Source organism: Mesorhizobium sp. BR1-1-13, from assembly GCF_020165515.1.
GTDB lineage: Bacteria > Pseudomonadota > Alphaproteobacteria > Rhizobiales > Rhizobiaceae > Mesorhizobium.
Map to the genome: position 1 here is coordinate 20,959 of NZ_JAIUIH010000018.1, position 22,969 is coordinate 43,927.

Genomic DNA, 22,969 nt, shown 5'->3' on the forward strand with positions numbered 1-22,969 from the left:
AGATCATGCGATAACCCTTTGGCGCGCCACGATTTTCATAATCAGGCCCGCAGTCTCTTGCCATCGGGGTCGAAAGGCGGCCGGTCGAGCAACACGGCCTTGTGCGGGTGGCCGAGGATCGCGACCGTGACCGCTTCTCCGGACTTGACGGAGCCCGCCTTCACGTAGCCAAGCGCCAGCGACATGCCGACATGGTAGCCATAGGCGCCGGACGTGACCTGGCCGACCGGCGTGCCGTCCGGCAGGAAGATCGGCTCGCCGCCCGTGGCATCGGCATCCTCCGCCTCGATCGAGATCATGATCAACTCGTCGCGCGCCGGCTTGGAGGCCAGCGCAGCATAGGCGCCCCGATTGAGGAAGTCGCCCTTGTCCATCTTGACCAGCCGGTCGAGCCTGACCTCCTGCGGCCAGTATTCGGGCGAATATTCGCGACCCCAACTGCCGTAGCCTTTCTCGACCCTGAGTGACATCAGCGCGCGCGAGCCGACCGGCCCACCGCCTTCCTGCCGCGCGGCGTCGAGCAACGCGCTGTAAAGGGCAGTCTGGTCCTTCTCTTCGCAGTAGAGTTCCCAGCCGAGGTCTCCGGTGAAGGAGACGCGCAATGCGATGACATCGACGCGTGCAACGGTGATGCGGCGCGATGCCATGAAGGGGAAGGATTCGGTCGTTAGATCGTCATTGGTAAGTCGCTGCAGCACCGCGCGCGACTTCGGTCCGGCAACATTAAAGCCGCACATCGCCTCGGTCAGCGAGCGGAACGTGGTGTCTGGAGGCAACGGCACCATCTTGAAGAAGCGCTGATGGTAGCGTTCGGCCATGCCGGAGCCGAAAATGCGATATTCGTCTTCGCCGAGCTTGGTCACCGTGAAGTCGCCGGCAATGCCGCCGCGCTTGCCGATCAGCGGCGTCAGGCAGGATTTGCCGACCTTGGCAGGGATCTTGTTGGCGAAGAGTGCGTTCAGCCAAGCCTCGGCACCCGGCCCCTTGACCTCGTATTTGGCGAAGTTGGAAACATCGATAACGCCGACGTGGTCGCGCAGCATGCGCGCCTCGCGGCCGACGGGATGCCACCAATTCTGCCTGGTGAACCCTATCGTCTCTTCTCGAGGCTCGCCGTCGGTCGAGAACCACAGCGGATGCTCCCAGCCGAAATTCAGGCCGAAGACCGCGCCCTTATCCTTCTGCATGGCATAGGCCGGTCGCGTCCGCACCGGCCGCCCTGCCGCGCGCTCCTCATTCGGGAAATGGATCTTGAAACGGTGGCTGTACTGATCCTGCACCCGCGCCTTGACGAAGGCCTTGCTTGCCCAGTGGCCGAACCGGGCGAGATCCCAGCCGAACATGTCGAGCGTCGGCTCGCCCTCGATCATCCACTCTGCGGCGAGTTTGCCGAGTCCGCCGGATTGCGAGAAGCCAGGGATGAGGCCGTTGCAGCAGAAATAGTTCCTCAACTCCGGCACGGGACCGAACAGCGCCGCGCTGTCCGGCGACCAGATCATCGGCCCGTTGATGACCTTCTTGATGCCCGCGGCGCCAACCGCCGGCACGCGGGCGATGGCGCGCATCATGTTTTCCTCGATGCGCTCCAGATCGTCGGGGAAGAGCTCATGGCCGAAATCCAGCGGCGTGCCGTCCTCCGCCCAGAATTTCATCGCCCGCTCATAGGCGCCGATCAGCAGGCCAAGGCCCTCCTGGCGGAGGTAGTATTCGCCGTCGCGGTCGGCGACCGAAGGCAGGCGCCTGCCCATATTGGCGATTTCCGGGATGGTCTCGGTCACGAAATACTGGTGCTCGGTGGGGATCAGCGGAAGTTCCAGCCCGGCCATGGCGGCGACCTCGCGTCCCCACAGGCCGGCGGCGTTGACCACCCATTGCGTGTGCACGTCGCCTTTGGTGGTGCGCACGATCCAACTGCCGTCCGGCTGCTGCTCCGTTCCTGTCACAGGGGTAAAGCGGTGGATCTCGGCGCCGCGCTGGCGCGCGCCGGCGGCATAGGCCATCGTGACGCCCGAAGGATCGACGTTGCCGCCCTCGGGTTCGTACATGATGCAGCGTATGCCATCGAAATCCACCAGCGGGTGCAGCCGCTCAGCCTCGGCCCGGTCGACCTCGTAGAAATTCATCTTGTAACGGCGGGCCTTGGCCTCCTGCAGCCTGAGCTGATGTTCCCGCGCCTCGGTCTGGGCAAGGTAGAGCGATCCCGGCTGGAAGACGCCGCAGCCCTGCCCCGTCTCCTTCTCCAGCTCCTTGTAGAGCGCCATCGTGTAATGCTGCAGGCGGCTGATGTTGGTGGAGTCGTGCAGGCCGTGGATGTTGGCCGCGGCGTGCCAAGTCGAGCCCGAGGTCAGTTCATCGCGCTCGAATAGCACGACATCGGTCCAGCCATGTTTCGCGAGATGATAAAGGATGGAGCATCCGATCAGACCGCCGCCGATCACAACAGCCTGGGCATGGGTCCGCATTTCACGTGTTCCTTTTGGCTCTAGGTCCCGAGGGCAGGCAGATTTGCAATTGGTATGATGGTGACTGAGGGCTGGGCTCGGCTTACGCTCGCCGGCATGACCTCACTTTTTCGACTATCGGCAGTGTAGAAAGCCCGACAAATGGCTGTAAAGCCTGCAATTGGGCGCCAATCCCGGTTTCGGCTATGATTTTGGCCAAAAAAAACGAGGTCATAGCCACATTAATCTTCGTTTGTGGACAGGGGTGCCCGGTGTAGCTTCTAGTGGGGAAATGAGCAGCTGTATCAACGGCGCCACGAATGGGAGCCACCGCTATGGACATGCATCCGCGGCATGGGGACAGGCCGGTTTTCCGGCAAGCCTTTTCGCCGACCACGCATTGTCACCACGGGCCTTGGAGTTGCGCGTCCGCCAGCGAATTCGGTTCCTTGTCTACCGAACGGCAGCGCCGAAACGCCCATCCAACCAGCGCATTGTGACAACTCGGAGGTCAAGATCTTGGATAAGGCTCCACACGCGTATATCCCGACACTCGTCGATCAGCTCAACGACGGCGCGATCAGCCGCAGGGACTTCCTGCGCAAGTCGACGCTGCTCGGTCTTTCGGCCGGAGCGGCCTATGCCATGGCCGGTCTCGTCGACCCGTCGACGCAGGCCCGCGCGCAGGATTTGCCGAAAGGCGGAAACCTGCGCATCGGCATGCGCTGCATGGAGATCAAGGACCCGCATCTGGCCGACTTCGCCGAGAAGTCGAACATCATTCGCCAGGTCTGCGAATATCTGACCTTCACCGACCGCAACAACATCACCCGTCCCTATCTGCTCGAAAAGTGGGACGTCAGCGACGACCTGAAGACTTGGACGCTGCACATCCGCAAGGACGTGAAATGGCGCGACGGCAGAGCGCTGAACGCCGACGACGTGGTCTGGAACCTGAAGCGGGTCAGCGATCCGGCTGTCGGGTCCTCCGTGCTCGGCCTGTTCACCGGCTACCTGGTCGAGGAATACGACACCGGCGAAAAGGACGACAAGGGCAATCCCAAGAAGTCGAGCCGGCTGTGGTCCGACAAGGCGATCGAGAAGGTCGACGACAGCACGGTGCGGCTCAACCTGTTCTCGCCGCAGATCGCGGTCGCCGAACACCTGTTCCACTATCCTATGTTCATTCTCGACCCGAAGGACAACGGCGCCTTCGGTCCGAGCGCCAATGGCACCGGAGCGTTCGAGATCGTCGAATACACGGTCGGCAAGGGCGCGAAATACAAGGCGCGAGCTGATTATTGGGGCGGCGCGCCGCATCTCGACACGTTCGAGTTCGTCGACCTCGGCGACAATCCGGGCGCCGGCATCGCGGCAATGGCCTCCAAGCAGGTTGACGGACTGTCGGAAGCCGACGCGGTCCAGATCAATTCGATGAAGGCTTTCCCCCACGTCGCGGTCCATAAGGTCGAAACCACGCAGACCATCGTGATGCGCATGCATCCCGACGTCGAGCAATTCAAGGACAAGCGCGTGCGCCAGGCCATGCGCTACGCGATCGATCGCGACAAGATCATCCAGACGGTCCTGCTCGGCGCCGGCACGCCGGCGGAAGACCACCACGTGGCGCCGTCGCATCCCGAGTACGCTGCGCTGCCGAAATGGCCGCGCGACATCGAGAAGGCAAAGAAGTTGATGGCCGACGCCGGCCAGGGCGATGGCTTCGAGATCGACGTCGTGACAAGGCCCGATCCGATCTGGGAACTGAACACGACACAGGCGATGGCCGAGCAGTTGAAGGACATCGGCATCAAAGCCAACATCAAGTCGCTGCCGAGCGCCCAGTATTGGGAAGTGTGGACCAGCGCGCCGTTCAGCCTGACGGCATGGGGGCATCGCCCGCTCGCCATCATGACGCTCGGCCTAGCCTACCGCACCAATGGAGCGTGGAACGAGTCGCATTTCTCCAATGCCGAGTTCGACAAGCTGCTCACCCAGGCCGAAGGCATCCTCGACCCGATAGAGCGTTCCAAGGTGATGGAGAAGATCGAGCTGATCATGCAGGACGAAGGGCCGATCGTGCAGCCATTCTGGCGCATCTTCTCGACCGTGATGGACAAGAAGGTGCAGGGTTTCGGACTCCATCCTTCGCAGTATATCTTCGCCAAGGATTACGCGGTCGTCGCCGCCTGACCAATTTGCCCGGCCGCCTTCGAGGCGACCAGTCATTCAACCCCGTTTGCATCAGGAGCGGACATTCCGGCCGATGGCGAGATTCGTTGCGAGACGACTGGCGATGATGCTGCTCACCATGGTGGCGGCTTCGTTTCTTGTTTTTGCCGTCTGTGAATTCACGCCGGGCAGCGTCGCGCGCAAATCCCTCGGGCCTTTCGCGACCCAGGAACAGGTCGATTTCCTCACCAGGAAGCTGAAGGCGGATGATCCGCTGCTGGTGCGTTACGGCCGCTGGGCGGGCATACTGCTCGGCGTCATTCCGGACCCGCTTCAGGACCCCAGCACCGGGCTCAATTTCACGGACCCGCGAGGCGCCCAGTACTTCGGCAATTTCGGCTATTCGACGCTCAACAAGCTGCCCGTCAACGATGTGATCTGGGACCGGCTCGGCAATACGGCGATCCTGGCCGGACTGGCCTTCCTGTTGATCGTGCCCTTGTCGATTGTCTTCGGCATCCTGTCGGGCCTCAAGGAAGGCGGCGTGCTCGACCGGGCATTGTCGGTCATATGCATCACCTTCACCTCGATTCCCGAATTCGCTTCCGGGGTTTTCCTGGTTACCCTGTTCGTCATCCTGTGGCCGGTGCTGCCGGGCACCAGTCCGCTGGATTCCGACGGCGGCTGGTCCATTCCATCTCAACTCGTGCTGCCGGTCGCGGTGCTCGTCATCTACGACTTCGGCTATGTCGCGCGCATGATCCGAGTCTCGATGATCGGCGTGATGGAAAAACCTTTCATCCGCACCGCGGTGCTGAAGGGCATGAGCACGCGCCAAGTGGTGATGGGCCACGCCCTGCGCAACGCCATGATCGCGCCTTTCACGGTGCTTCTGCTGCAGATCAACTTCCTCATCAGCGGCGTGGTGGTGACGGAACTCGTCTTCGCCTATCCCGGCTTCGGTCGGCTGCTGCTCGACGCCAGCCTGTTCGGCGACATCGCGACCATCGAAGCCGCCACGCTGATCACCGTCGCCATAGCGGTCACGACGCAGTTCCTCGGTGACCTCGGTTACATGCTGCTTGACCCACGCATAAGGTTGAAATGAACGCAGTGGCCGAACAGAGAGCGATGGACGGGACGGCTGCCAAGCCGACGGGCAGGACGCGCCTGAAATGGGCGCGGATGCTGCGCTCGCCGACCGCGATGATCGGATTATTCCTGGTGGGCTTCTGGGTACTGGCAGCGATCCTCGCGCCGGTCCTGCCGCTCTACTCGCCGACCGAACAGGACGTGATGGCGCTCGCCGACCCGACGCCTTCGGCCGCGCATTGGCTTGGCGTCGATATCCTCGGCCGCGATGAGCTGTCGCGGCTGATCTTCGGCGCCCGCACCGTGCTGGTGGTGGCGCCGCTCTCCGTCGCCGTCGCCATGATAGTCGGCATCACGCTGGGAATGATCGCTGGTTATTACGGGGGCTGGATCGATGTCCTCATCAGTCGGCTGTCCGACATCATCCTCGCCTTCCCGGTGCTGGTCCTCTACGTCATACTGATCGCCAATATCGGCCCGTCCGTCTTCAACATCGTCATCGCCTCGACCGTCGCTTCGGCCCCGGGCATCGGGCGAATAACGCGAGGGCTGGTGCTCGGCCTGAAGGAGCAGGAATACATCGCCGCGGCTAGGCTGCGCGCCGAAAGCACGCTCTACATCATGCTGGTCGAGCTGCTGCCCAACTGCCGCGGCATGCTGATCGTCGATGCCTGCCTGCGCATCGGCTACACGATCATCACCATCGGCATCCTCGGCTTCCTCGGCCTCGGCTTGCCGCCGCCCAACCCCGATTGGGGCGGCATGGTCAAGGAAAGCACGACCGTGCTCAACGTCTGGCCGCTGATGTCGGTGCTGCCGTCGATTGCAATCGTCAGCCTGGTGCTCGGCTTCAACCTCCTGGCCGACGGCCTGCGGGAAGCCTGGAAGCCATGATTCCGACTGCTGACATATTGGCGCCAGCGTCGAAGGGGCAAGCCGCGGACGCCCCGCTGCTCGAGGTCCGGGACCTGCGCATCGAGTTTCGCGCCAAGGCGGAGACCGTCGTTGCCGTGCCAAGCTTGTCGTTCGAGGTCAGACCGGGCGAAAGTTATGGGCTGGTCGGCGAATCCGGCTGCGGCAAGAGCACGACCGCGATGGCCATCATGGGCTATCTCGGCGCCACCGGCCTGATCGCCGGCGGCAGCATCCGCCTCGAAGGCGAGGATCTGGTCGGCGCGCCGGCACACAGACTGCGCTCCATGCGCGGGCGGCGCATCGCCATGGTCTATCAGGATCCGATGAGCGCGCTCAATCCGGTCAAGACCATCGGCGCGCAGCTTGCCGAAGTGCCGATGCTCCATCTCGACGCCAGCCGAACCGACGCGCTCGACATGGCGGCAGCCATGCTGAAGGACGTGCGCCTGCCAGACGCCGGCGACATGCTGAAGCGGTATCCGCATCAGCTTTCCGGCGGCCAGCAGCAGCGGGTCGTGATCGCCATGGCGCTTCTGGGTAGGCCTTCGCTGCTGCTGCTCGACGAGCCGACCACCGGCCTCGACGTCACGGTGGAATCGGCGGTGATCGACCTGATTGGGGAGCTGCGCCAGCGCTACGGCACCAGCCTGCTGTTCATCTCCCACAATCTCGGCCTGATCGCCGAGAGCTGCGACCGCGTCGGCATCATGTATTCCGGCGAACTGGTCGAAGAAGCGCCGACAGGCGAGCTGTTCGGCCAACCGCGGCACCCCTACACGCAAGGGCTGATCGACTGCATTCCCGACATCGACCACGGCAAGCACAGCCGCACGCTGGCTGCCATTCCGGGTCACATCCCGCTGCCCTCGGAGCGGCCGCGCGGCTGCCTGTTCGGGCCGCGCTGCGCCGGTTTCAAGGCCGGCCTGTGCGACCAGCCCGGAATCATCCTCGAACCGGCGGGAGAGCAGCATCTGGTGCGCTGCGTGCGCTGGCCTGAACTCGACCCAGATCGCCGCGACCTGCCGACGCTGGCCGAAGAGAGAACGGCGCCGGAGGCCGCAATAGCCGTATCGGATGTCACCAAGCTCTACCACCTCAGCAACCACAGGACGCTGAAGGCCAACGAGCATGTGTCTTTCGAGGCCGGCAAGGCCGAAATCGTAGCGCTGGTCGGCGAGTCCGGTTGCGGCAAGTCGACCCTTGCGCGCATCGTCACCGGCCTCGACCGCGCCACGTCGGGTGAAATCCGCATGGCCGGCGAAAACATCGCAAAGATCGAAGCAGCCTCTCGGCCTAAACAATTGCTGCAATCGATCCAGATGGTGTTCCAAAATCCGGATTCGACGCTGAATCCCTCGCACAGCGCCGGCTTCTCCATCCGCCGATCGTTGAAGAAATTCGGCGTTCGCACGGGCAAGGCAGCCATCGACCAGCGCATGCGTGAACTGCTCGAGATGGTGCGGCTTTCGCCGGACTTCGCGGCGCGTAAGCCAAGCCAGTTGTCGGGCGGACAGAAACAGCGCATCGCCATTGCCCGCGCCTTCGCTTCCGACCCGTCGCTGATCGTCGCCGACGAGCCGGTATCGGCGCTGGACGTCTCGGTGCAGGCGGCGGTGGTGACGCTGCTGCTCGACATCCAGCGGACCCGCCACGCGACGATGCTGTTCATCAGCCACGATCTGGCGCTGGTGCGCCATATCGCCGACAAGGTCGTGGTCATGTACCTCGGCAAGGTGATGGAGAAAGGCACGGTCGATGAAATCTTCGGCGGCGCCACCCATCCCTACACCGAGGCACTGATTTCGGCGATCCGCAGCACGAAAGCGGAAGGCGCCGGGCGCAGGCGGATCACGCTGACCGGAGACACGCCTAGTCCCGTCAACGTTCCTGCCGGCTGCCGCTTTGCCAGCCGATGCCATCGCAAGGTGGGTCCTATTTGCGACAGCGAGCCGCCGCCGATCCGCACAATGTCCCCCACGCACGAGATCGCCTGCCATATCCCGAAGACGGATCTGGCCGCGCTCACCCTCATGGACGAGGCGCGTGGCCCTCAATGAGGACATGGTCGCTGGCCCGTCTCTGGCGTCAGGCGGAACGATCGCGCGCCATCCTGCCTATCATGGCGCTCATCTGCCTGGCCGGCATCGGCAGCTCCATGCTGACGACGGCCGTGTCACTGGCCTTGAGCGCGCCGGGCATCGCGCCCCGAAACGTGCAATTGGTGCTCACCGCCTACCCGTTCGGGTTCCTCGTCGGTTGTCTCATTGCTCGTCCACTGGTGTCGCGGGTAGGCCACGAGCGCGCCTTTTTCATCATAACCGTGATCGAGGCGATCGGCACATCAGGCTTCGTGTTCACCGATCTGCTGCCGGCATGGTTCTGCTTCCGCCTGCTCGGAGGGCTGGCCATGGCGGCCATGTTCGTCGTGTGCGAAAGCTGGATCAACCTTTATGCTGACCAGCACAATCGCGGCAGGCTGTTTTCCGTCTACATGATGACAACAGCGATCGCCGTGCTGCTCGGCCAGGTGCTTTTGGAGATCGTCGGGGCGCACTCGCCCCATCTGTTCGGGGTCAGCGCGGCCACGGTATTAATGGCAGTGCTTGCACGCTTCGTCTCAAAGCCATGGCCTGCCCTGCCCGCTCCGCAGTATGAACCGTCCGTGCCGGACATCCCGGCGAAGGAAGAGCGTTACGGCGTCATCCAGTTGCTGCGGCTGGCGCCCGTTACGGTGGTCAGCGTCTTCCAGGCCGGCGTCACCAACATGAACGTTTTCGTTCTGACCCCGATCTATGGCGCCAAGATCGGGCTATCCGCCAGCGCGACCGTCGGCCTGGTGACGACCGTCAGCATCGCCGGGATGCTGGCGCAAACGCCAGTCGGATGGCTCTCGGACCGGTTCGACAGGCGTGTGATACTGCTCATCCAGGGCCTGCTTTCGATGTCGCTCTGCGCATCGATCGCCTGGATCGGAACCAGGCCGCTGCCATTCCTCTTCCTGCTGTTCTTCCTCTATGGCGCCACGGCGCTGACCGTGTATCCGGTGGCGATCGCCTTCGCCAATTCGCGAATGCACAGCCGTCATATGGTTGCCGCTTCCGGCACGTTGCTGCTGCTCTATTCAATCAGCAATATCCTGACGCCCGGCCTGTCCGCGGCGCTCATGGAGCACACCGCCCCGCAGGCCATGCTGTTCGTGCTCGGCACCGGCGGCATTCTGGTGGCAATCGCGGCTTGCATCAATTTGCGGCAGCGCTCGGTGGGGATTGTGGTCGTGCAGCCCTCGGGAGGCGAGCCGTGACAGCCGCCGCATCCCCCCTGCCCGGCCGCCTGACCGGCAAGGTCATTCTGATCACCGGCGCCGCAAGCGGAATCGGCGCCGCGATCGCACGCCGATGCGTCGAGGAGAACGCTCGCGTCGCCTGCGCGGATCGCGACATGGCGGCAACGCAGGCGCTTGTCGCCAGTCTCGGATCGAACGCCTTGGCGGTCGGCTGCGACGTCACCGATCCGGATTCGGTCAAATCCGCGGTCGCCACTACAGGCCGGGCATTCGGTGGGCTGGACGGTCTGGTCCACAATGCCGCCGCCCCATCGACCGACGGCACGGTCGCCGATCTCGCGCTCGACAAATGGCGGCTGGAACTGGACGTCAGCCTCACCGGCGCCTTCCTGGTCTCCAAATTCGCAGTGCCCTTGATGGCGGCTGGCGGCGGCGGCTCGATCGTCCTGATCGGCTCGCAATTCGCGCGCGTCGCCGTCGGCAAGGCGGTGGCCTATTGCGCGGCCAAGGCCGGCGTCATGCATCTCGCCAAGGCCATGGCCGTCGACCATGCCGGGCAACACATCCGCGTCAACAGCCTGTCGCCCGGCGCTGTCGCGACCGCGCGCCTGCTGCAACGCTGGCCGGACCTGAAGGCGGCCGACGAGGGTCTCGGGCCGGCGCATCTGCTCGGGCGCATTGCCCAACCTGAAGAGATCGCCGCCGCCTGCGCCTTCCTGCTTTCGTCCGATGCCTCATTCGTAACCGGCACGGACCTTCTCGTGGATGGCGGCTATGCCGTACGCTGAACCCCTTTCCGGTATTGGAGGTTGATCCGATGACCCTGCTCGTCACTGGCGGCACCGGCTTCGTCATGAGCGTCGTCGCCCGCGCCTGGCTCGACCGCGACCCGACCGCGCGGGCTGTGATCCTGGACCGGTCCAATCTCGACGCGGCCGCCGAAAAGCATTTCGCGCCGGTGCGCGATAGGCTCATCGTCGTCAGCGCCGATATTCTCGACCCGAAGACATGGTCCGCCGCGCTGGACGGGCAGAACATCTCGGCCATCGTGCACGGTGCGACCATCACCTCGATCTCGCGCGGCAGCGCTTCGGAAGCCAAGCGGCAGCCTGAGGCCGAGGACCCGGCGCGCATCGTCGACGTCAATCTCATGGGCACGGTGCGCATGCTGGACTGGGCGCGCACGCGGCCTGCCCTGAAGCGCTTCGTCTATGTCAGTTCCGGCTCCGTCTACCGGCACAACGGGCCGGACTGGAGCGGCGAGCCGCTGCCAGAGGACGGCTATGTCGCGCCGCTCACGCTCTACGGCATCTCCAAATTCGCCTCCGAAATGGTGGCCAATCGGTACGCCGACCTGTTCGGTCTGTCGGCGATCTCGGTGCGTCTCGCGTCCGTCTACGGGCCGATGGACCGCGCCACGGAGAGCCGGAATTTCCGCCATGTTCCAAACCGCGTCGCGCACATGGCATTGGCCGGTGAGACGATCAGGCCGAACAGCCTTGAATCGGTCGGCGACTACGTCACTTCCACCGATGTCGCCGCTGCCATTCTGGCGCTGATCGACGCGCCGCGCCTCAATTATCGCCACTACAATATCGGTTCCGGCGGCAGCCAGACGATCGGCGACATCATCGGGTGGACGCGCGAGCGGGTTCCAGGTTTGAAGGCCGAGGTCAGCGCCGGCGACGATGCCAATATCGTCCAGGACACGTCACTGAAAGGCGGTATGTGGGGGGCCTACGATATCGCCCGGATCATGCGCGACACCGGGTGGCGGCCGCGCCCCGGCAAGGAAGCCTTCCACGCCTATATGGATTGGATTTCCGCCAACGAGACGAATTGAGAGGGATTGCCATGGCGCCGAACGCTGCTTCACATCCGGCGAACGCCCAGCCGCGCGACTTCGTAGGCTATGGGGCGAACCCGCCCTATGTGATCTGGCCGGGTGGCGCGAAGGTCGCGATCAACCTCGTGCTGAACTACGAGGAAGGCTCGGAATACAACTGGCTGGACGACGGCCGCAACGACAATTGGGGCGAGTACAACAACAACGGCACATCACCGCACCGCGACCTCGGCACCGAGACGCATTTCGAATATGGCAGCCGGGTCGGCGTCTGGCGGCTCGCTCGGCTTTTCGACCGCTACAACGTGCCGATCACGGTTTCGGCCTGCGCGGTGGCGCTGGAGAAGAACCGCGCCGTCGCCGAATGGATGAATGCGCGCGGCCACGACCTGCTCGGGCATGGGCTGCGCTGGACCGACTATCCCGGCATGCCGCGCGAGGAAGAGGAACGGCAGTTGCACGAGGCGATCACGCTCTACCAGAAGGTGCTTGGCCGCCGGCCGCTGGGCTGGAATTGCCGGTCGTTCCCGAGTGTCAACACACGTGACCTGCTGGTGCGAGAGGGCGGCTTTCTCTATCACTCCGACCCCTGCAACGACGAATTGCCCTATTTCGTCGACCATGGCGGCCAGCGCATCCTGGTCGTGCCCTATTCCAAGACGCTCAACGACAGCCGCTTCCTCATCGCGCCGGGCTACAGCAACCCGCACGACTTCGCCGAGGATTGCCGCTCGGCGATCGACTACATGCTTTGGGAAGCCGACGAGACCGGCGGGCGCATGCTGAACATCTGCGTGCACGCGCGCTGGATGGGTCAGCCGAACCGGGCTGCGGGCCTGCGGGCGGTCATCGAGCATATACAGAAAACGCCTGGCGTTATCTTCATGCGCCGGGCCGACATCGCCCGCTACTGGATTGACAATCAGGACAGTTTTACCCGCAGACAGGGCCGCTAGCAGCGCGGAGATGCTTCATGTTTGAGACGCTCATCACAGGCGCCACGATCATCAATGCCGATGGAGAAGCGCGCCGCAACGTCGCGATCCATGGCGGCAGGATCGCCGCCCTGGTCCAGCCCGGAGAATCCGCCGAGGCGCGCACCCTGATCGACGCCGCCGGCTGTTTCCTGTTGCCTGGGCTGATGGATGCGCATGCGCATCTCAGGGAACCGGGACTGACCCACAAGGAGGACTTTTCATCCGGCACGCATGCGGCCGCACTCGGCGGGGTGACGACCGTGCTCGACATGCCGACAGACGAGCCCTGGACGGCGACGGCGGATCAACTCGCCGACAAGATGGCGCTGACGACCGGAAAACTGAATGTCGATGTGGGTTTCCAGGCCGTGCTTACCAAGGATTTTGGCCTGATCGCCGCCGTGGCCGAAATGGCGCCGGTCTCGTTCGAGCTTTTCACCGCCGACGTCCCAAAGGATTTTCTGTTCCAGACGACGGATGCGGTGCTGCAAGCCCTGAAGGTGATGGTGCCTTTCGGCACGACAATCGGGGTGTCGCCCGGCGACCAATCGCTGCTCGAAGGCAGCATGGCACGTGACCATGACGGCCACATAGCGGCGTTCCTGAAGAGCAGGCCACCGGCGGCGGAGGCCAACGGCATTGCCCGCGCCGTGCTGGCAGCGACCGAGGCCGGCGCCCGTATCCATGTGCGGCAGATCAATTCGGCGCTCGGTGTCGAGACGTGGCACCGCCTGCGGGATCTGGCCGATGCCAGCGTCGAGACAACGCCACAAAGCCTGTTTTTCACGGCGCACGACTATGAGACCCAGGGAGCCGCGCTGAAGGGCTCGCCACCGTTGCGATCGCCGGAAGATGTCCGACGCCTGCGCGAGGCCGTTGCCTCTGGCATGATCGATGTCATCGGCACAGACCATGCGCCGCACAGCCCACGGGAAAAGGCCGCCGCCTATCCCGCATTCGCCGATATTCCAGGTGGCATGCCAGGTTTGCAGACGCTGCTGCCCGTGATGCTGAAGCTGGCAGACGAAGGCCTGATCGGCATCTCCGATATCGTGCGGATGTGCGCGGCCAACCCCGCCGACCGTTTCGGGCTGGGCAAGCGCAAAGGCCGGCTCGCCGTCGGGTTCGACGCCGATATCCTGCTTCTCGACCCCAAGCGGACTTTCACCGTGCGCAACGCGGACCAGAAATCCAAAGCGAATTATACACCGTTCGACAGTTGGAGCGTGTCGGCAACTTTGCGGCAGGTATTTCTTCGAGGCGTGGAAATCGTCCGCCACGGCATTTTGACCCGGCCGGGGCAAGGCCAGGTGGCGCGGCGGGAAGGCTAAGGCAGCGACATGGGTATTATGGAAGGCAAGGTAGCAATCGTCACTGGCGGGAGCTCCGGCATCGGCCGGGCCATCGCGCGGCGCTATGCGCAGGAAGGCGCGCGGGTCGTCGTGGCCGATGTGCGCGAAGAGCCTATCGAAGGCGGAGAGCCGACCGCTCAGGCCATCCAATCGGCAAGCGGCGAGGCGATCTTCCTGTTCGTCGACATTTCGGACAACGGCGCGGTCGAAGACATGACGCAGCAGGCAATCCGCCATTTCGGTCGGCTCGACGTGCTGGTCAACAATGCAGCCATCTACACCTCGACGACTTTGACCCAGACCACGCTAGAACAGTGGGCGAAGGTCATGGCGGTCAACGTCACCGGCTTCTTCTACTGTTCGAAGCACGCGGTATTGCAGATGCTCAGGCAGGAGCCGGTGAACGGCGTGCGCGGCCGCATCGTCAACATATCCTCGCAGCACGGCATGGTGGCTTGCCCCGGGGACTTCCCCTATTCGGTGAGCAAGGGGGCCATCGTCCAGATGACGCGCCAGATCGCTGTCGACCACGCCGAAGACCTGGTCGTCTGCAACGCCGTGGCGCCCGGCAAGATCATCACCGGCAAGCCGGGCGTCGCCAACGATCCCGACGCCCTCGACTATTCGCGCCTTCGCACGCCATGGCCGCGGCTCGGCCAGCCGAACGACGTCGCCGGCGCAGCCCTGTTCCTCGCTAGCGACCTGTCCACTTACATGACCGGCGTCAATCTGATGGTCGACGGCGGCTGGATGGCGGGTTGACCGGCCATCCAGCCTGCATGTCGCGAACCGATAAGTCGTGCTCGATAACGGCTACTTGTTCGGTATCTCATAGACCTTGCCGTGCCATGGCGCAGCGTCGATCTGGTCCAAGGCCATGACGTAGAGTTCCTTCTCGTCCGGACCGAATGCGAAGTTCGGCATCGACGGGGACGGCACCGACAGCGTGCGAAGAAACTTGGCGTCCTTATCGACGACGATGATCTTGCCGGGTGCGTCGAGCGAGCGCGGGCTCTGGCCGATATACATCTCGCCGGCGTTGTCCATCTTGATGCCGTCCGGCCAGATATGCGGCTGGTCCGGGAACAGGTCGTCCAGCCGCAGGAAGACGCGCCTGTGCTCAGGCTATGGTCGGCGGCGACATCGAATTCGATGATGCGGTTGTCTTCCGTTTCGACCAGATAGAGGATCTTGCCGTCGTTCGACATGACCAGGCCGTTGGCGTTGTGCAGGTCGTCCGCGACCTTCGCCACGCTGCCGTCCTTGCCGATGTAGTAGGCCGATGCGTCGATCGCAGCGCCGCCCTTGCCCGAGCCGGTGAAATAGATTCCGCCATCCTTGTCCGGCGCGAAGTCGTTGGGGCCGCTGAACGGCTTGCCGTCCTTGTCCTTGTCGTAGGCATCGAGGGTCTTGCCATCGGCCGAAATGCGGCCGATCGAGTTGCTGTCGTAGCAGGTTACGACGAACTCGCCCTTGGCGGTCGGCAGGACCGCCGAGGGCCCGCAGCCGTCCATTTTCCAGAAGATTTCGTTCTTCTTGCCATCCCACACATCGACGGTGTTGCGCCCGTATTCGACGTAGAACAGCTTGTCCTGGTACCAGATCGGGCCTTCCGCGAACCAGGCGTCGTCGTTGATGACCTTGACGTCGGCGGCTTGCGCAGACGCCGTCAGGGCAAGAGCGATCGCGGTACCGAGCAGATGCAGTTTGGTCATGCCAGTCCACTCCGTCTGTTTGAAGTCGATCAGGGCTCCTGGTCGCCGATCTCAAGTCTCCGGCGCGCCACGTAGTCATCCAGTTCCTCACGGACCGCGGGGTCCAGGACGGGCTCTTCATATTCGGCCAGCGCCTGCTGCCAGAGCTGGGTCGCCCGTTCCAGCGCGTCATGGCCACCGGCTTCCTGCCAGGCGCCGTAGTTCTGCCAGTTCGACAGCATCGGTCGGTAGAAAGCGGTCTCGTAGCGCGCCATGGTGTGCTCGGAGCCGAAGAAATGGCCTCCGGTCGGCACCGACTTGATCGCCTCGAAGCCAAGGTCGTCCTCCTCGAAGGGCATCGGCCGCAGGAACTCCATCATGTTCTGCAGGATCTCGACATCGAGGATCAGCTTCTCGTAGGAGGCCGTCAGCCCGCCCTCGAGCCAGCCGGCGGCGTGATAGATCAGGTTCGCGCCGCCGAGCACCGCGCCCCAGGTCGCCATCTCGGTTTCGTAGGCGGCCTGCAGGTCGACGACGTTCGACGCATTCGCATTTGAGGTGCGGTACGGCAGATTGTAGCGGCGGGCCAACTGGCCGGCGACGATGTTGGCTTTGGCATTTTCGGGCGTGCCGAAGGCAGGCGCGCCGGAGCGCATGTCGACGTTCGAGGTGAAGGCGCCGTACATCACCGGCGTGCCGGGATTGATCAGTTGCGTCAGCGTCACGCCGAAAAGTGCTTCGGCATTCTGCTGCGCCAGGGCGGCGGCCAGCGTGACCGGGGTCATCGCGCCCATCAGCGTGAACGGCGTGATTGTCACCGGCTGGCCGTGCTCTGCCATGGCGATCAGTCCCTCCGCCATCGCCTCGTCGAACAGGCGCGGCGAGTTCACGGAGATGATGGTTGTGACGCCCGGCGAAGACCTCATCTCCTCAACCGGAATGCCGCGCGTGATCGCCATCATGTTGATGCTGTCCATGGCGCGGCCACGTCCTATCGCGGAGGCGTGGAAGCCCAAATCGGAAAGCGTCAGGTTTGCGCGGTAGGTGTCGAGATGCCGGGAGTTTGCCGGCAATTCCATCGGCGCCACGACCTGGTTGCCGATGATGTGGATGGCATTGAAGTGGTGCGCGAGGCGGATGAAATTCTCGTAATCCGCGAGATTGCCTTGCCGCCGGCCGTTGATGCGATCGTGCACGTTGGGCGGGCCGGCAACGAGGCCGAACGCCAGCGAATTGCCACCGAGCCTGATCCTCTTCTCCGGATTGCGCGATGTGATCGTGAAGCACGACGGCGCGCTCTTCAGCGCTTCGGTCACGATGCTCTCGTCGATGCGGATCGTGCTTTCCTCTCGGTCGACTATGGCTCCCGCGGCTTCGAAGATGCTCATCACCTTCTCGCCCATCACCCGGATGCCGAGCTCGGAAAGTATCCGCATCGAGGTGCGATGCAGCTTGTCCATCTGCTCCTCGTCCAGCATCCGCATCGGCGCGTAAGGGTTCGTCACGCTCTGCCAGGGCAGTTGCGCGATGCCGCCGCCGCTGCGCCCCGCTGCTCTGGTGCGCCGTCCACCGCTTCGCCTGTCATGCGTTGTCATCGGCCTGTCCTCCTAGTAACCGCGTTTGGGATCGACGACATTGTTCAGCGGCTCGCCACGCCGGTAGCGGGCCAGATTGTCGGCGAACATGCGCACCGACTTCACATCCCAGCCGTCATAGACCGAAGAGCAATGCGGCGTGACGATCACGTTGTCGTAGCCCCATAGCGGGTGCGATTGCGGCAGCGGCTCTGTCGCAAAGACGTCGAGCGCCGCGCCCTTGATCCGTCCGGCATCGAGCACCGCGAGAAGCGCCGCCTCGTCGACGACGAAGCCACGGGACACGTCGATCAGCACGACCGAAGGTTTCATCGCCGCGAAGGCTTCCTTGCCGACAAGGCCGCGGGTGCTGTCGAGCAGGGGCACGGCACACAGGATGAAATCGGCACGGCCCCAAAGTCTGGGCAGATCCGCTATGGCGTGCACTTCATCGATATGGTCGGTCGGTTTCGGGTTCGCGCGTACACCCAGCGTCGTCATGCCGAATGCCTTGGCACGGGCGGCGACCGCCTGCCCCGTCTTGCCGAGGCCGAGGATAAGCAAAGTCCTGCCCAGGATCGGCTCGACCTTGGCCGCGGTCCAGTTGCCGGCCGCCTGGTTGCGTGCGAAGCCACGCAGGCCAAGCGAAAACGACAGCATCGCGCCAAAGACGTATTCCGCCATCATGTCGGCGGCCACGCCGGCCGAATTGGTCACCATCACCTTTGCGGGATCCCAGGGGCGCAGGTGATCGGTGCCGGAACCGCCCACCGAAACCCAGCGCACGGTCGGATTCTCAACCACCGCCTTGCGCGGATAGAGTGAGCGCTGGCCAAACCTGATGCTGAAGACCACTTCGGCGCCGGTTTCCGAAATCAAGGCCGGAAGCGCCTGGTAATTGTCGCAGCCATGCACCGTGATGTCGGGATGGGTTTCGGCAAGGACGGCCATCGGCCCTTCCAGCGAGTCGGCACTGACGATTACGGTCGGCCGCGCGGACATCTCAGCCTCGCCTCGGGCCGGGAATGTGATCGGCAAGAGGCCCCAGCGCGTCGAGCAGGGCCTTGCCCGCCAGCACGGTGGCGTTCTCGTGCGGCGCCCTCAAATTGAGCCAGCGGTGATCGCCGGAGCGGACGGCAAGGGCAGCCTTCATGCCGGGGATCAGCCCGGCATCCTGCACCGCCTTGCGAAACGCCTTTATGGAGACATTGGCGGACGCGATGTCGCGCCCTGCGCGCGCATTGTCGTAGAGCGCACGGATCGCCTTCGCGTTGAGATTGACGGAAGCAGAGATGCAGCCCGCCGCGCCGGCGGCTAGTCCCTGGGTGAGCTGACCTTCGGAACTCGGGAACACCGAGAGGTTCGGCGCCGCCGCGATGACGGCGGCGGTATTGTCCCAGCTTCCGCCGCTGTCCTTGTACGCGACGACCGTGTCGGGAAAGGCTTCATTGAGCCGCGCCGCTAGCGCCGGCGAGACCGGCACGCCCGAGTTCTGCGGGATATGGTAGAGGATCAGCCTGAGCTTCGGGTCGGCGACCCTGTCGGCTAGTTCCGAATAGTAGCGCGCCTGTCCATTGTCGCCGGCCGCCGTGTAGAAGAACGAGGGCAGCACCATGACGCCGGCGCAGCCGAGTTCCAGCGCATGCCTGCTAAGTTCGACTGTCTCAGGCAGCGCGGTAACGCCCGTGCCGGGCATCATCTGGTCCGCCGAAATGCCGGCCTCGACTAGCCATTCCAGCGCCTCCATGCGCTCAGGCAACGACAATGACAACGCCTCACCGGTCGTCCCAAAAGGCGACAGGTAATGTGCGCCTTGGGAAAGCACCCATTTCGCATGGCTTACCCACAGATCGCGGGCAACTCTGCCGTCCTTTTCGAAGGGCGTCAGGATCGGTGCAATTACGCCTTGGACGCTGTTCATCAATGGCTCCCCCCGGTCATCGTATCGCCGGCGGCAAGCTTTGCCGCCATGGCAACTGTCCTGATGAAATAAACCGTCGATGCGATGTCGAAGAAGACGTCAAAGCCTCCCTCACCCCGCACCAGCACAGCCTCGATATGCGCGACCCGCGTCTGCGCGATCGCGTCGTCAGCGAACCGGCCGGTCCGCAAATCCAGCGCGCATAGCCGCGCCATCACGGGTTCCGTCAGCGGGCCAGAGAGCCTTATCCAGCTCCAGCTTTCCTCTCGCCAGGACCAGTAACCACGTGCGCCATCGGCAGCCTGCCACGCGTCGGTGAGTTTTGCGACGGCGTTGCCGGCTCTATCGTCAACCGCCAGAAAATCCTCAGTTCCCAGGCGCAGCAGCCTGATGCCGTCTGGCGTGGCAACGCGATTGATCGGCGGCAGGGACAGGCCATGTGCTCCCAGCCATCTGGCGCTTCCAGGCCCCTTGATGCCGAAGCGCGGCTGCGCCGTCAGGTCCGTCAACGTCAGCCGTCCCTTTGGCAAGCTGCACTCTGCCGCCGAGCCGTCTGGCGACAAGGGAGATGTGCGCGATCCGGGAACGGCCATGGCTACAACTCCTGCCGAACGTTCTGCGGATCGAAGAAGGCGTGTCCAACGACCGGCGCCTCGACCAGTTCACCGTCGCGGCACTTGACCGCAACCCTGCTGCCGGGCGCCGCATCGTCTATGTGGACATAGGCAAGCGCGATGTGATGGCCGAGCGTCGGAGAGAAGCCGACCGAGGTGACCTGCCCCACCGGCTCGCCGCCACGCAGCACGAGGCAGGATTCGCCCGGTATGTTGCGCAAGCCTTCAAAGGAAAGACCGACCAGCCGGCGCGATTCTCCGAGATTGGCACGCATCTCGATCGATCGCTTGCCGATGAAGAACGGCTTCTTCTTCGAAACCGCCCAGCCGAAACCGAGTTCGTCGGGCGTGGTCAGTGCATCCGTGTCCTGGCCGATCAGGATATGTGCCTTCTCCAGCCGCATGATGCGAGAAGCTTCCAGCCCGTATGGGCGCAAACCATAGGGTTCGCCCGCCGCGACCAGCGCGTCCCAAAGGGCGATGGCGTAGCTCGAGGGGCAATGCAGCTCGAAGCTGACTTCTCCGGTGAAGCCGATGCGCATAACGCGCACCGGAACGCCGGCCAGGCGACCCTGACGGCCATGCAGATAGGAAAAGGCGTCGCGCGCGAAATCGATGTCACCGTCGAGCGCCTGCAGGACTTCCCGCGCCTTGGGGCCGGTGACATTGATGCCGGAAAAGCCGGCGGTGACGTTGAGCACATCGACCTTCAGCCGCCATTGCGCGTTCCAAAACAGCATGTCGGCCTGTACCCGGCCGACCGCGCCGGTCGTCGCCGTCACGTAGAACTGGTCATCCGCGAAGCGATAGGCGACGCCATCGTCGATTACGGTGCCCATCTCGTTCAGCATCAGGCAATAGCGGACGCGGCCGACCGGCTGGTTTGCATGGGCCATGGTGTACATGCGATCGAGGAAGGCGCCGGCATCCGGACCGCGGATCTCCAGCTTGCCCAGCGTCGAGACATCGAGCATGCCGACGCCGTTGCGGACGGCCTCTATCTCGTCGCGGATCAGGCGTTCGCTCCGGCTTTCCGGCCCGTAGTAGTACGGCCGCCACCAATTGCCGATCGGCTTCATGCGGGCGTCTAGTGCAAGATGGCGGAGATGCAGCGCGGTGCGCCGCTCCAGCGGCTCATGGTGGCCGGCAAGGACGCCGAGCTTTTCCGGTCCGGTCGGCGGCCTCGCCGTGGTCACACCGACTTCGCCGACCCTGCGATCCGTGGCGTCGGCAACGATGCGCGCCGTGGCAAGGGCCGAATGCCTGCCTTGGCTCGGCCCCATGCCGACGGTCGAAAAGCGCTTCACAAGCTCGAGCTCGCGATAGCCTTCCTTTATCGCGTTCTGCAAATCCTTCACCTGCAGATCCTCGTCGAAATCGACGAAGTCGCGGCCCTTGTCATGGCCCGTCAGCTTCTGTGCCCAGGCCACGGCTTCGGGTTCGAATTCACTTGAGGGCTCGGCCAGACCAGCGTGCCCGAGCCGACAAAGCGCCTCATGCGCGGCGCGGCGGCCATCCGCCATCGCCGAGGATAGTCCCGTCCTGCCGGCAACGGCGCCAGCCAGGTGGACGGCGCCGTCCGGCAGCGTCAGCGTCATGCGCGCGGTCGCTTCGTCGTAGCCGACCTTGGCGCCCGCATGACAGGGCACCTGCCACGCCGGCGCCGAGCCGGCGGCCATCACGACGAGGTCGCAGTCCATCCAGCGGCTTCCGACGCGGACCCGTCTGACATGCTTGTTGCCGCGGGTTCCGGCCGCTTCATCGATCTGGGCGCCCGTGATGATTTCCGCGCCCCTGGCCCGAAGCTCGCCAGCGCTGCTGCCCGCTCCCTGTCTCGGATCGACGACGGCCGCGAGTTCGACGCCTGCCTCGATCAAGTCGAACGCGGCATCATAGCCGTCGTCATTGCCTGCCAGCACGACGGCGCGGCGGCCGGGTTTCACCGCATAGTGCCGCATCAGCCTCTGCACGGCGCCGACGGTCATGATCCCCGGCAGGTCGTTGTTGCGGAACACCGCCGGCTGCTCGATGGCACCTGTTGCCAGGATCACCTCGTGAGCCCTGGTGCGGTAGAGCCGGTTGTCTTGGATCAGCGGCAGCCAGTTGTCCTCGTACCAGCCGTTGCAGACGGTGGCGGTCATGACGCGCAGATTGGCCAATCCCGCCGCGGCAGCCCTCAGGCTGGCGAGCACGCCCGGATCGCAGCGGCGATAGATCAGTGAACCGCCGATTTCCGGGTTCTCGTCGCACAGGACGACGTCGGCGCCGATTTGCGCGGCGGCGATCGCCGCCGCCAGGCCTGCCGGTCCGGCCCCAACGACCAGCAGGTCGCAGTGAAGATCGATCTTGTCGAAGCTTAAATGCGGGGCGCGAGTATCGACGATCCCGAGCCCGGCCTTGCGCCGGATCATCGGCTCCCAGAAGCGAAGCCAGCTATCCTGCCTCGGCCCCATGAAGGTGCGATAGTAGAAGCCAACCGGCATGAACCGCCCAAGCCGATCTATGATGGCGTCGCGGTCATTTCGCAGCGAGCCGTTGACGTTCTGCGCCGTCACCGTCATGCCTTCCCAAATCGGCGTCAGGTCGGCGGGGACATTCGCCTCCGACGGAAGCTGCACCAAAGTGTTCGCTTCCGCGCCGGCCATGGTCATGATGCCGCGCGGTCGATGGTACTTAAATGAGCGGGAAAGCACCCACTGGTCCGAAGCGGCGAGCGCGCTTGCAATGCAATCGCCGGCAAAGCCCTCATAGGACTTGCCCTCGAAGGTAAAGCGCATCGGCTGCGTGCGATCGATGCGCGAGCCATAGGGTGCCGCAAGCCGGGTCATGCCTGATTGCCCTCGCCCGGCGCGTAGGTGCGGATGATCTCGTTGGTGACGACGTCGCGCTCCGCCAGGAAAAAGAAATTGCTCGGCACGTGCTGCCACCACTCGGTCACGACGCCCTTGCGATTGTCCGCGCGAAACAGATGTTTCGCCCAGTCGGCGTCGGCGGTCGCATCGGCATCGAGCGTCTGGCGCACCGGACCGAAAGACCGGAATTCGTCGATGTTGCGCAGGCCGTTCATGGGGCAATCAAGCTGCTTCAT

Annotated in this window: 18 protein-coding genes; 10 read left to right on the forward strand and 8 right to left on the reverse strand. The window is 64.0% G+C overall.

What is annotated here, in order from left to right; all coding sequences use genetic code 11:
• Positions 1 to 41: 41 nt before the first annotated feature.
• Entirely contained in the window at positions 42 to 2,462 is a 2,421-nt protein-coding gene (locus LB533_RS28090; RefSeq protein ID WP_140639592.1) for an FAD-dependent oxidoreductase, read from the reverse strand.
• Positions 2,463 to 2,960: 498 nt separating this feature from the next.
• Between LB533_RS28090 and LB533_RS28095 the strand changes: the two genes are divergently transcribed.
• The 10 genes from LB533_RS28095 to LB533_RS28140 all read left to right on the forward strand — a co-directional run bounded on the left by LB533_RS28095 (position 2,961) and on the right by LB533_RS28140 (position 14,840).
• Positions 2,961 to 4,634 (forward strand): ABC transporter substrate-binding protein, encoded by a 1,674-nt coding sequence (locus LB533_RS28095; RefSeq protein ID WP_140639593.1) that lies wholly within the window; start codon positions 2,961 to 2,963, stop codon positions 4,632 to 4,634.
• Positions 4,635 to 4,707: 73 nt separating this feature from the next.
• Positions 4,708 to 5,721: an ABC transporter permease gene (locus tag LB533_RS28100; RefSeq protein ID WP_140639594.1), complete on the forward strand. Its 1,014-nt coding sequence runs from the start codon at positions 4,708 to 4,710 to the stop codon at positions 5,719 to 5,721.
• Positions 5,718 to 6,599, forward strand: a complete 882-nt coding sequence (locus tag LB533_RS28105) for an ABC transporter permease (RefSeq protein ID WP_224557100.1) — start codon at positions 5,718 to 5,720, stop codon at positions 6,597 to 6,599. Before LB533_RS28100 ends, LB533_RS28105 begins: the two co-directional genes overlap by 4 nt.
• A complete protein-coding gene (locus tag LB533_RS28110) occupies positions 6,596 to 8,677 on the forward strand; it encodes an ABC transporter ATP-binding protein (RefSeq protein ID WP_140639595.1) in 2,082 nt (693 codons plus the stop codon). Before LB533_RS28105 ends, LB533_RS28110 begins: the two co-directional genes overlap by 4 nt.
• Complete coding sequence (locus tag LB533_RS28115) at positions 8,674 to 9,921, forward strand: MFS transporter (protein ID WP_140639596.1); 1,248 nt, start codon at positions 8,674 to 8,676, stop codon at positions 9,919 to 9,921. Before LB533_RS28110 ends, LB533_RS28115 begins: the two co-directional genes overlap by 4 nt.
• Positions 9,918 to 10,691 (forward strand): SDR family NAD(P)-dependent oxidoreductase, encoded by a 774-nt coding sequence (locus LB533_RS28120; RefSeq protein ID WP_140639597.1) that lies wholly within the window; start codon positions 9,918 to 9,920, stop codon positions 10,689 to 10,691. Before LB533_RS28115 ends, LB533_RS28120 begins: the two co-directional genes overlap by 4 nt.
• Before the next feature lie 29 nt (positions 10,692 to 10,720).
• Complete coding sequence (locus LB533_RS28125; RefSeq protein WP_140639598.1) at positions 10,721 to 11,746, forward strand: NAD-dependent epimerase/dehydratase family protein; 1,026 nt, start codon at positions 10,721 to 10,723, stop codon at positions 11,744 to 11,746.
• An 11-nt stretch (positions 11,747 to 11,757) separates the two neighbouring features.
• The gene (locus LB533_RS28130; RefSeq protein WP_140639599.1) at positions 11,758 to 12,705 is read left to right on the forward strand and encodes a polysaccharide deacetylase family protein; all 948 of its coding nucleotides are present in this window, start codon (positions 11,758 to 11,760) and stop codon (positions 12,703 to 12,705) included.
• A gap of 17 nt (positions 12,706 to 12,722) precedes the next feature.
• Positions 12,723 to 14,057 carry a dihydroorotase gene (locus LB533_RS28135; protein WP_140639600.1) on the forward strand — a complete coding sequence of 445 codons (1,335 nt, stop codon included), beginning with the start codon at positions 12,723 to 12,725 and terminating at the stop codon, positions 14,055 to 14,057.
• A gap of 9 nt (positions 14,058 to 14,066) precedes the next feature.
• Positions 14,067 to 14,840 (forward strand): SDR family NAD(P)-dependent oxidoreductase, encoded by a 774-nt coding sequence (locus tag LB533_RS28140; protein ID WP_140639601.1) that lies wholly within the window; start codon positions 14,067 to 14,069, stop codon positions 14,838 to 14,840.
• Here LB533_RS28140 and LB533_RS28145 read toward each other — a convergent pair.
• The 7 genes from LB533_RS28145 to LB533_RS28175 are packed head-to-tail and all read right to left on the reverse strand — an operon-like array spanning position 14,789 to position 22,969.
• The gene (locus tag LB533_RS28145; protein ID WP_140639602.1) at positions 14,789 to 15,793 is read right to left on the reverse strand and encodes an SMP-30/gluconolactonase/LRE family protein; all 1,005 of its coding nucleotides are present in this window, start codon (positions 15,791 to 15,793) and stop codon (positions 14,789 to 14,791) included. The two genes, LB533_RS28140 and LB533_RS28145, sit on opposite strands and share 52 nt — an antisense overlap.
• Before the next feature lie 29 nt (positions 15,794 to 15,822).
• A complete protein-coding gene (locus tag LB533_RS28150) occupies positions 15,823 to 17,367 on the reverse strand; it encodes a trimethylamine methyltransferase family protein (RefSeq protein WP_140639603.1) in 1,545 nt (514 codons plus the stop codon).
• 12 nt (positions 17,368 to 17,379) lie between these two features.
• On the reverse strand, positions 17,380 to 18,348 hold the full coding sequence (locus LB533_RS28155; protein ID WP_140639604.1) for a D-2-hydroxyacid dehydrogenase: 969 nt from the start codon (positions 18,346 to 18,348) through the stop codon (positions 17,380 to 17,382).
• Between the two features lies 1 nt (position 18,349).
• Positions 18,350 to 19,267: a dihydrodipicolinate synthase family protein gene (locus LB533_RS28160; RefSeq protein WP_224678707.1), complete on the reverse strand. Its 918-nt coding sequence runs from the start codon at positions 19,265 to 19,267 to the stop codon at positions 18,350 to 18,352.
• The gene (locus LB533_RS28165; RefSeq protein WP_140639606.1) at positions 19,267 to 19,860 is read right to left on the reverse strand and encodes a hypothetical protein; all 594 of its coding nucleotides are present in this window, start codon (positions 19,858 to 19,860) and stop codon (positions 19,267 to 19,269) included. The genes LB533_RS28160 and LB533_RS28165 overlap by 1 nt, the downstream gene beginning before the upstream one ends.
• A 2-nt stretch (positions 19,861 to 19,862) precedes the next feature.
• Complete coding sequence (locus tag LB533_RS28170; RefSeq protein ID WP_140639607.1) at positions 19,863 to 22,709, reverse strand: 2Fe-2S iron-sulfur cluster-binding protein; 2,847 nt, start codon at positions 22,707 to 22,709, stop codon at positions 19,863 to 19,865.
• Positions 22,706 to 22,969, reverse strand: coding sequence for a sarcosine oxidase subunit delta (locus LB533_RS28175; protein WP_140639608.1), 264 nt, complete (start codon positions 22,967 to 22,969; stop codon positions 22,706 to 22,708). The genes LB533_RS28170 and LB533_RS28175 overlap by 4 nt, the downstream gene beginning before the upstream one ends.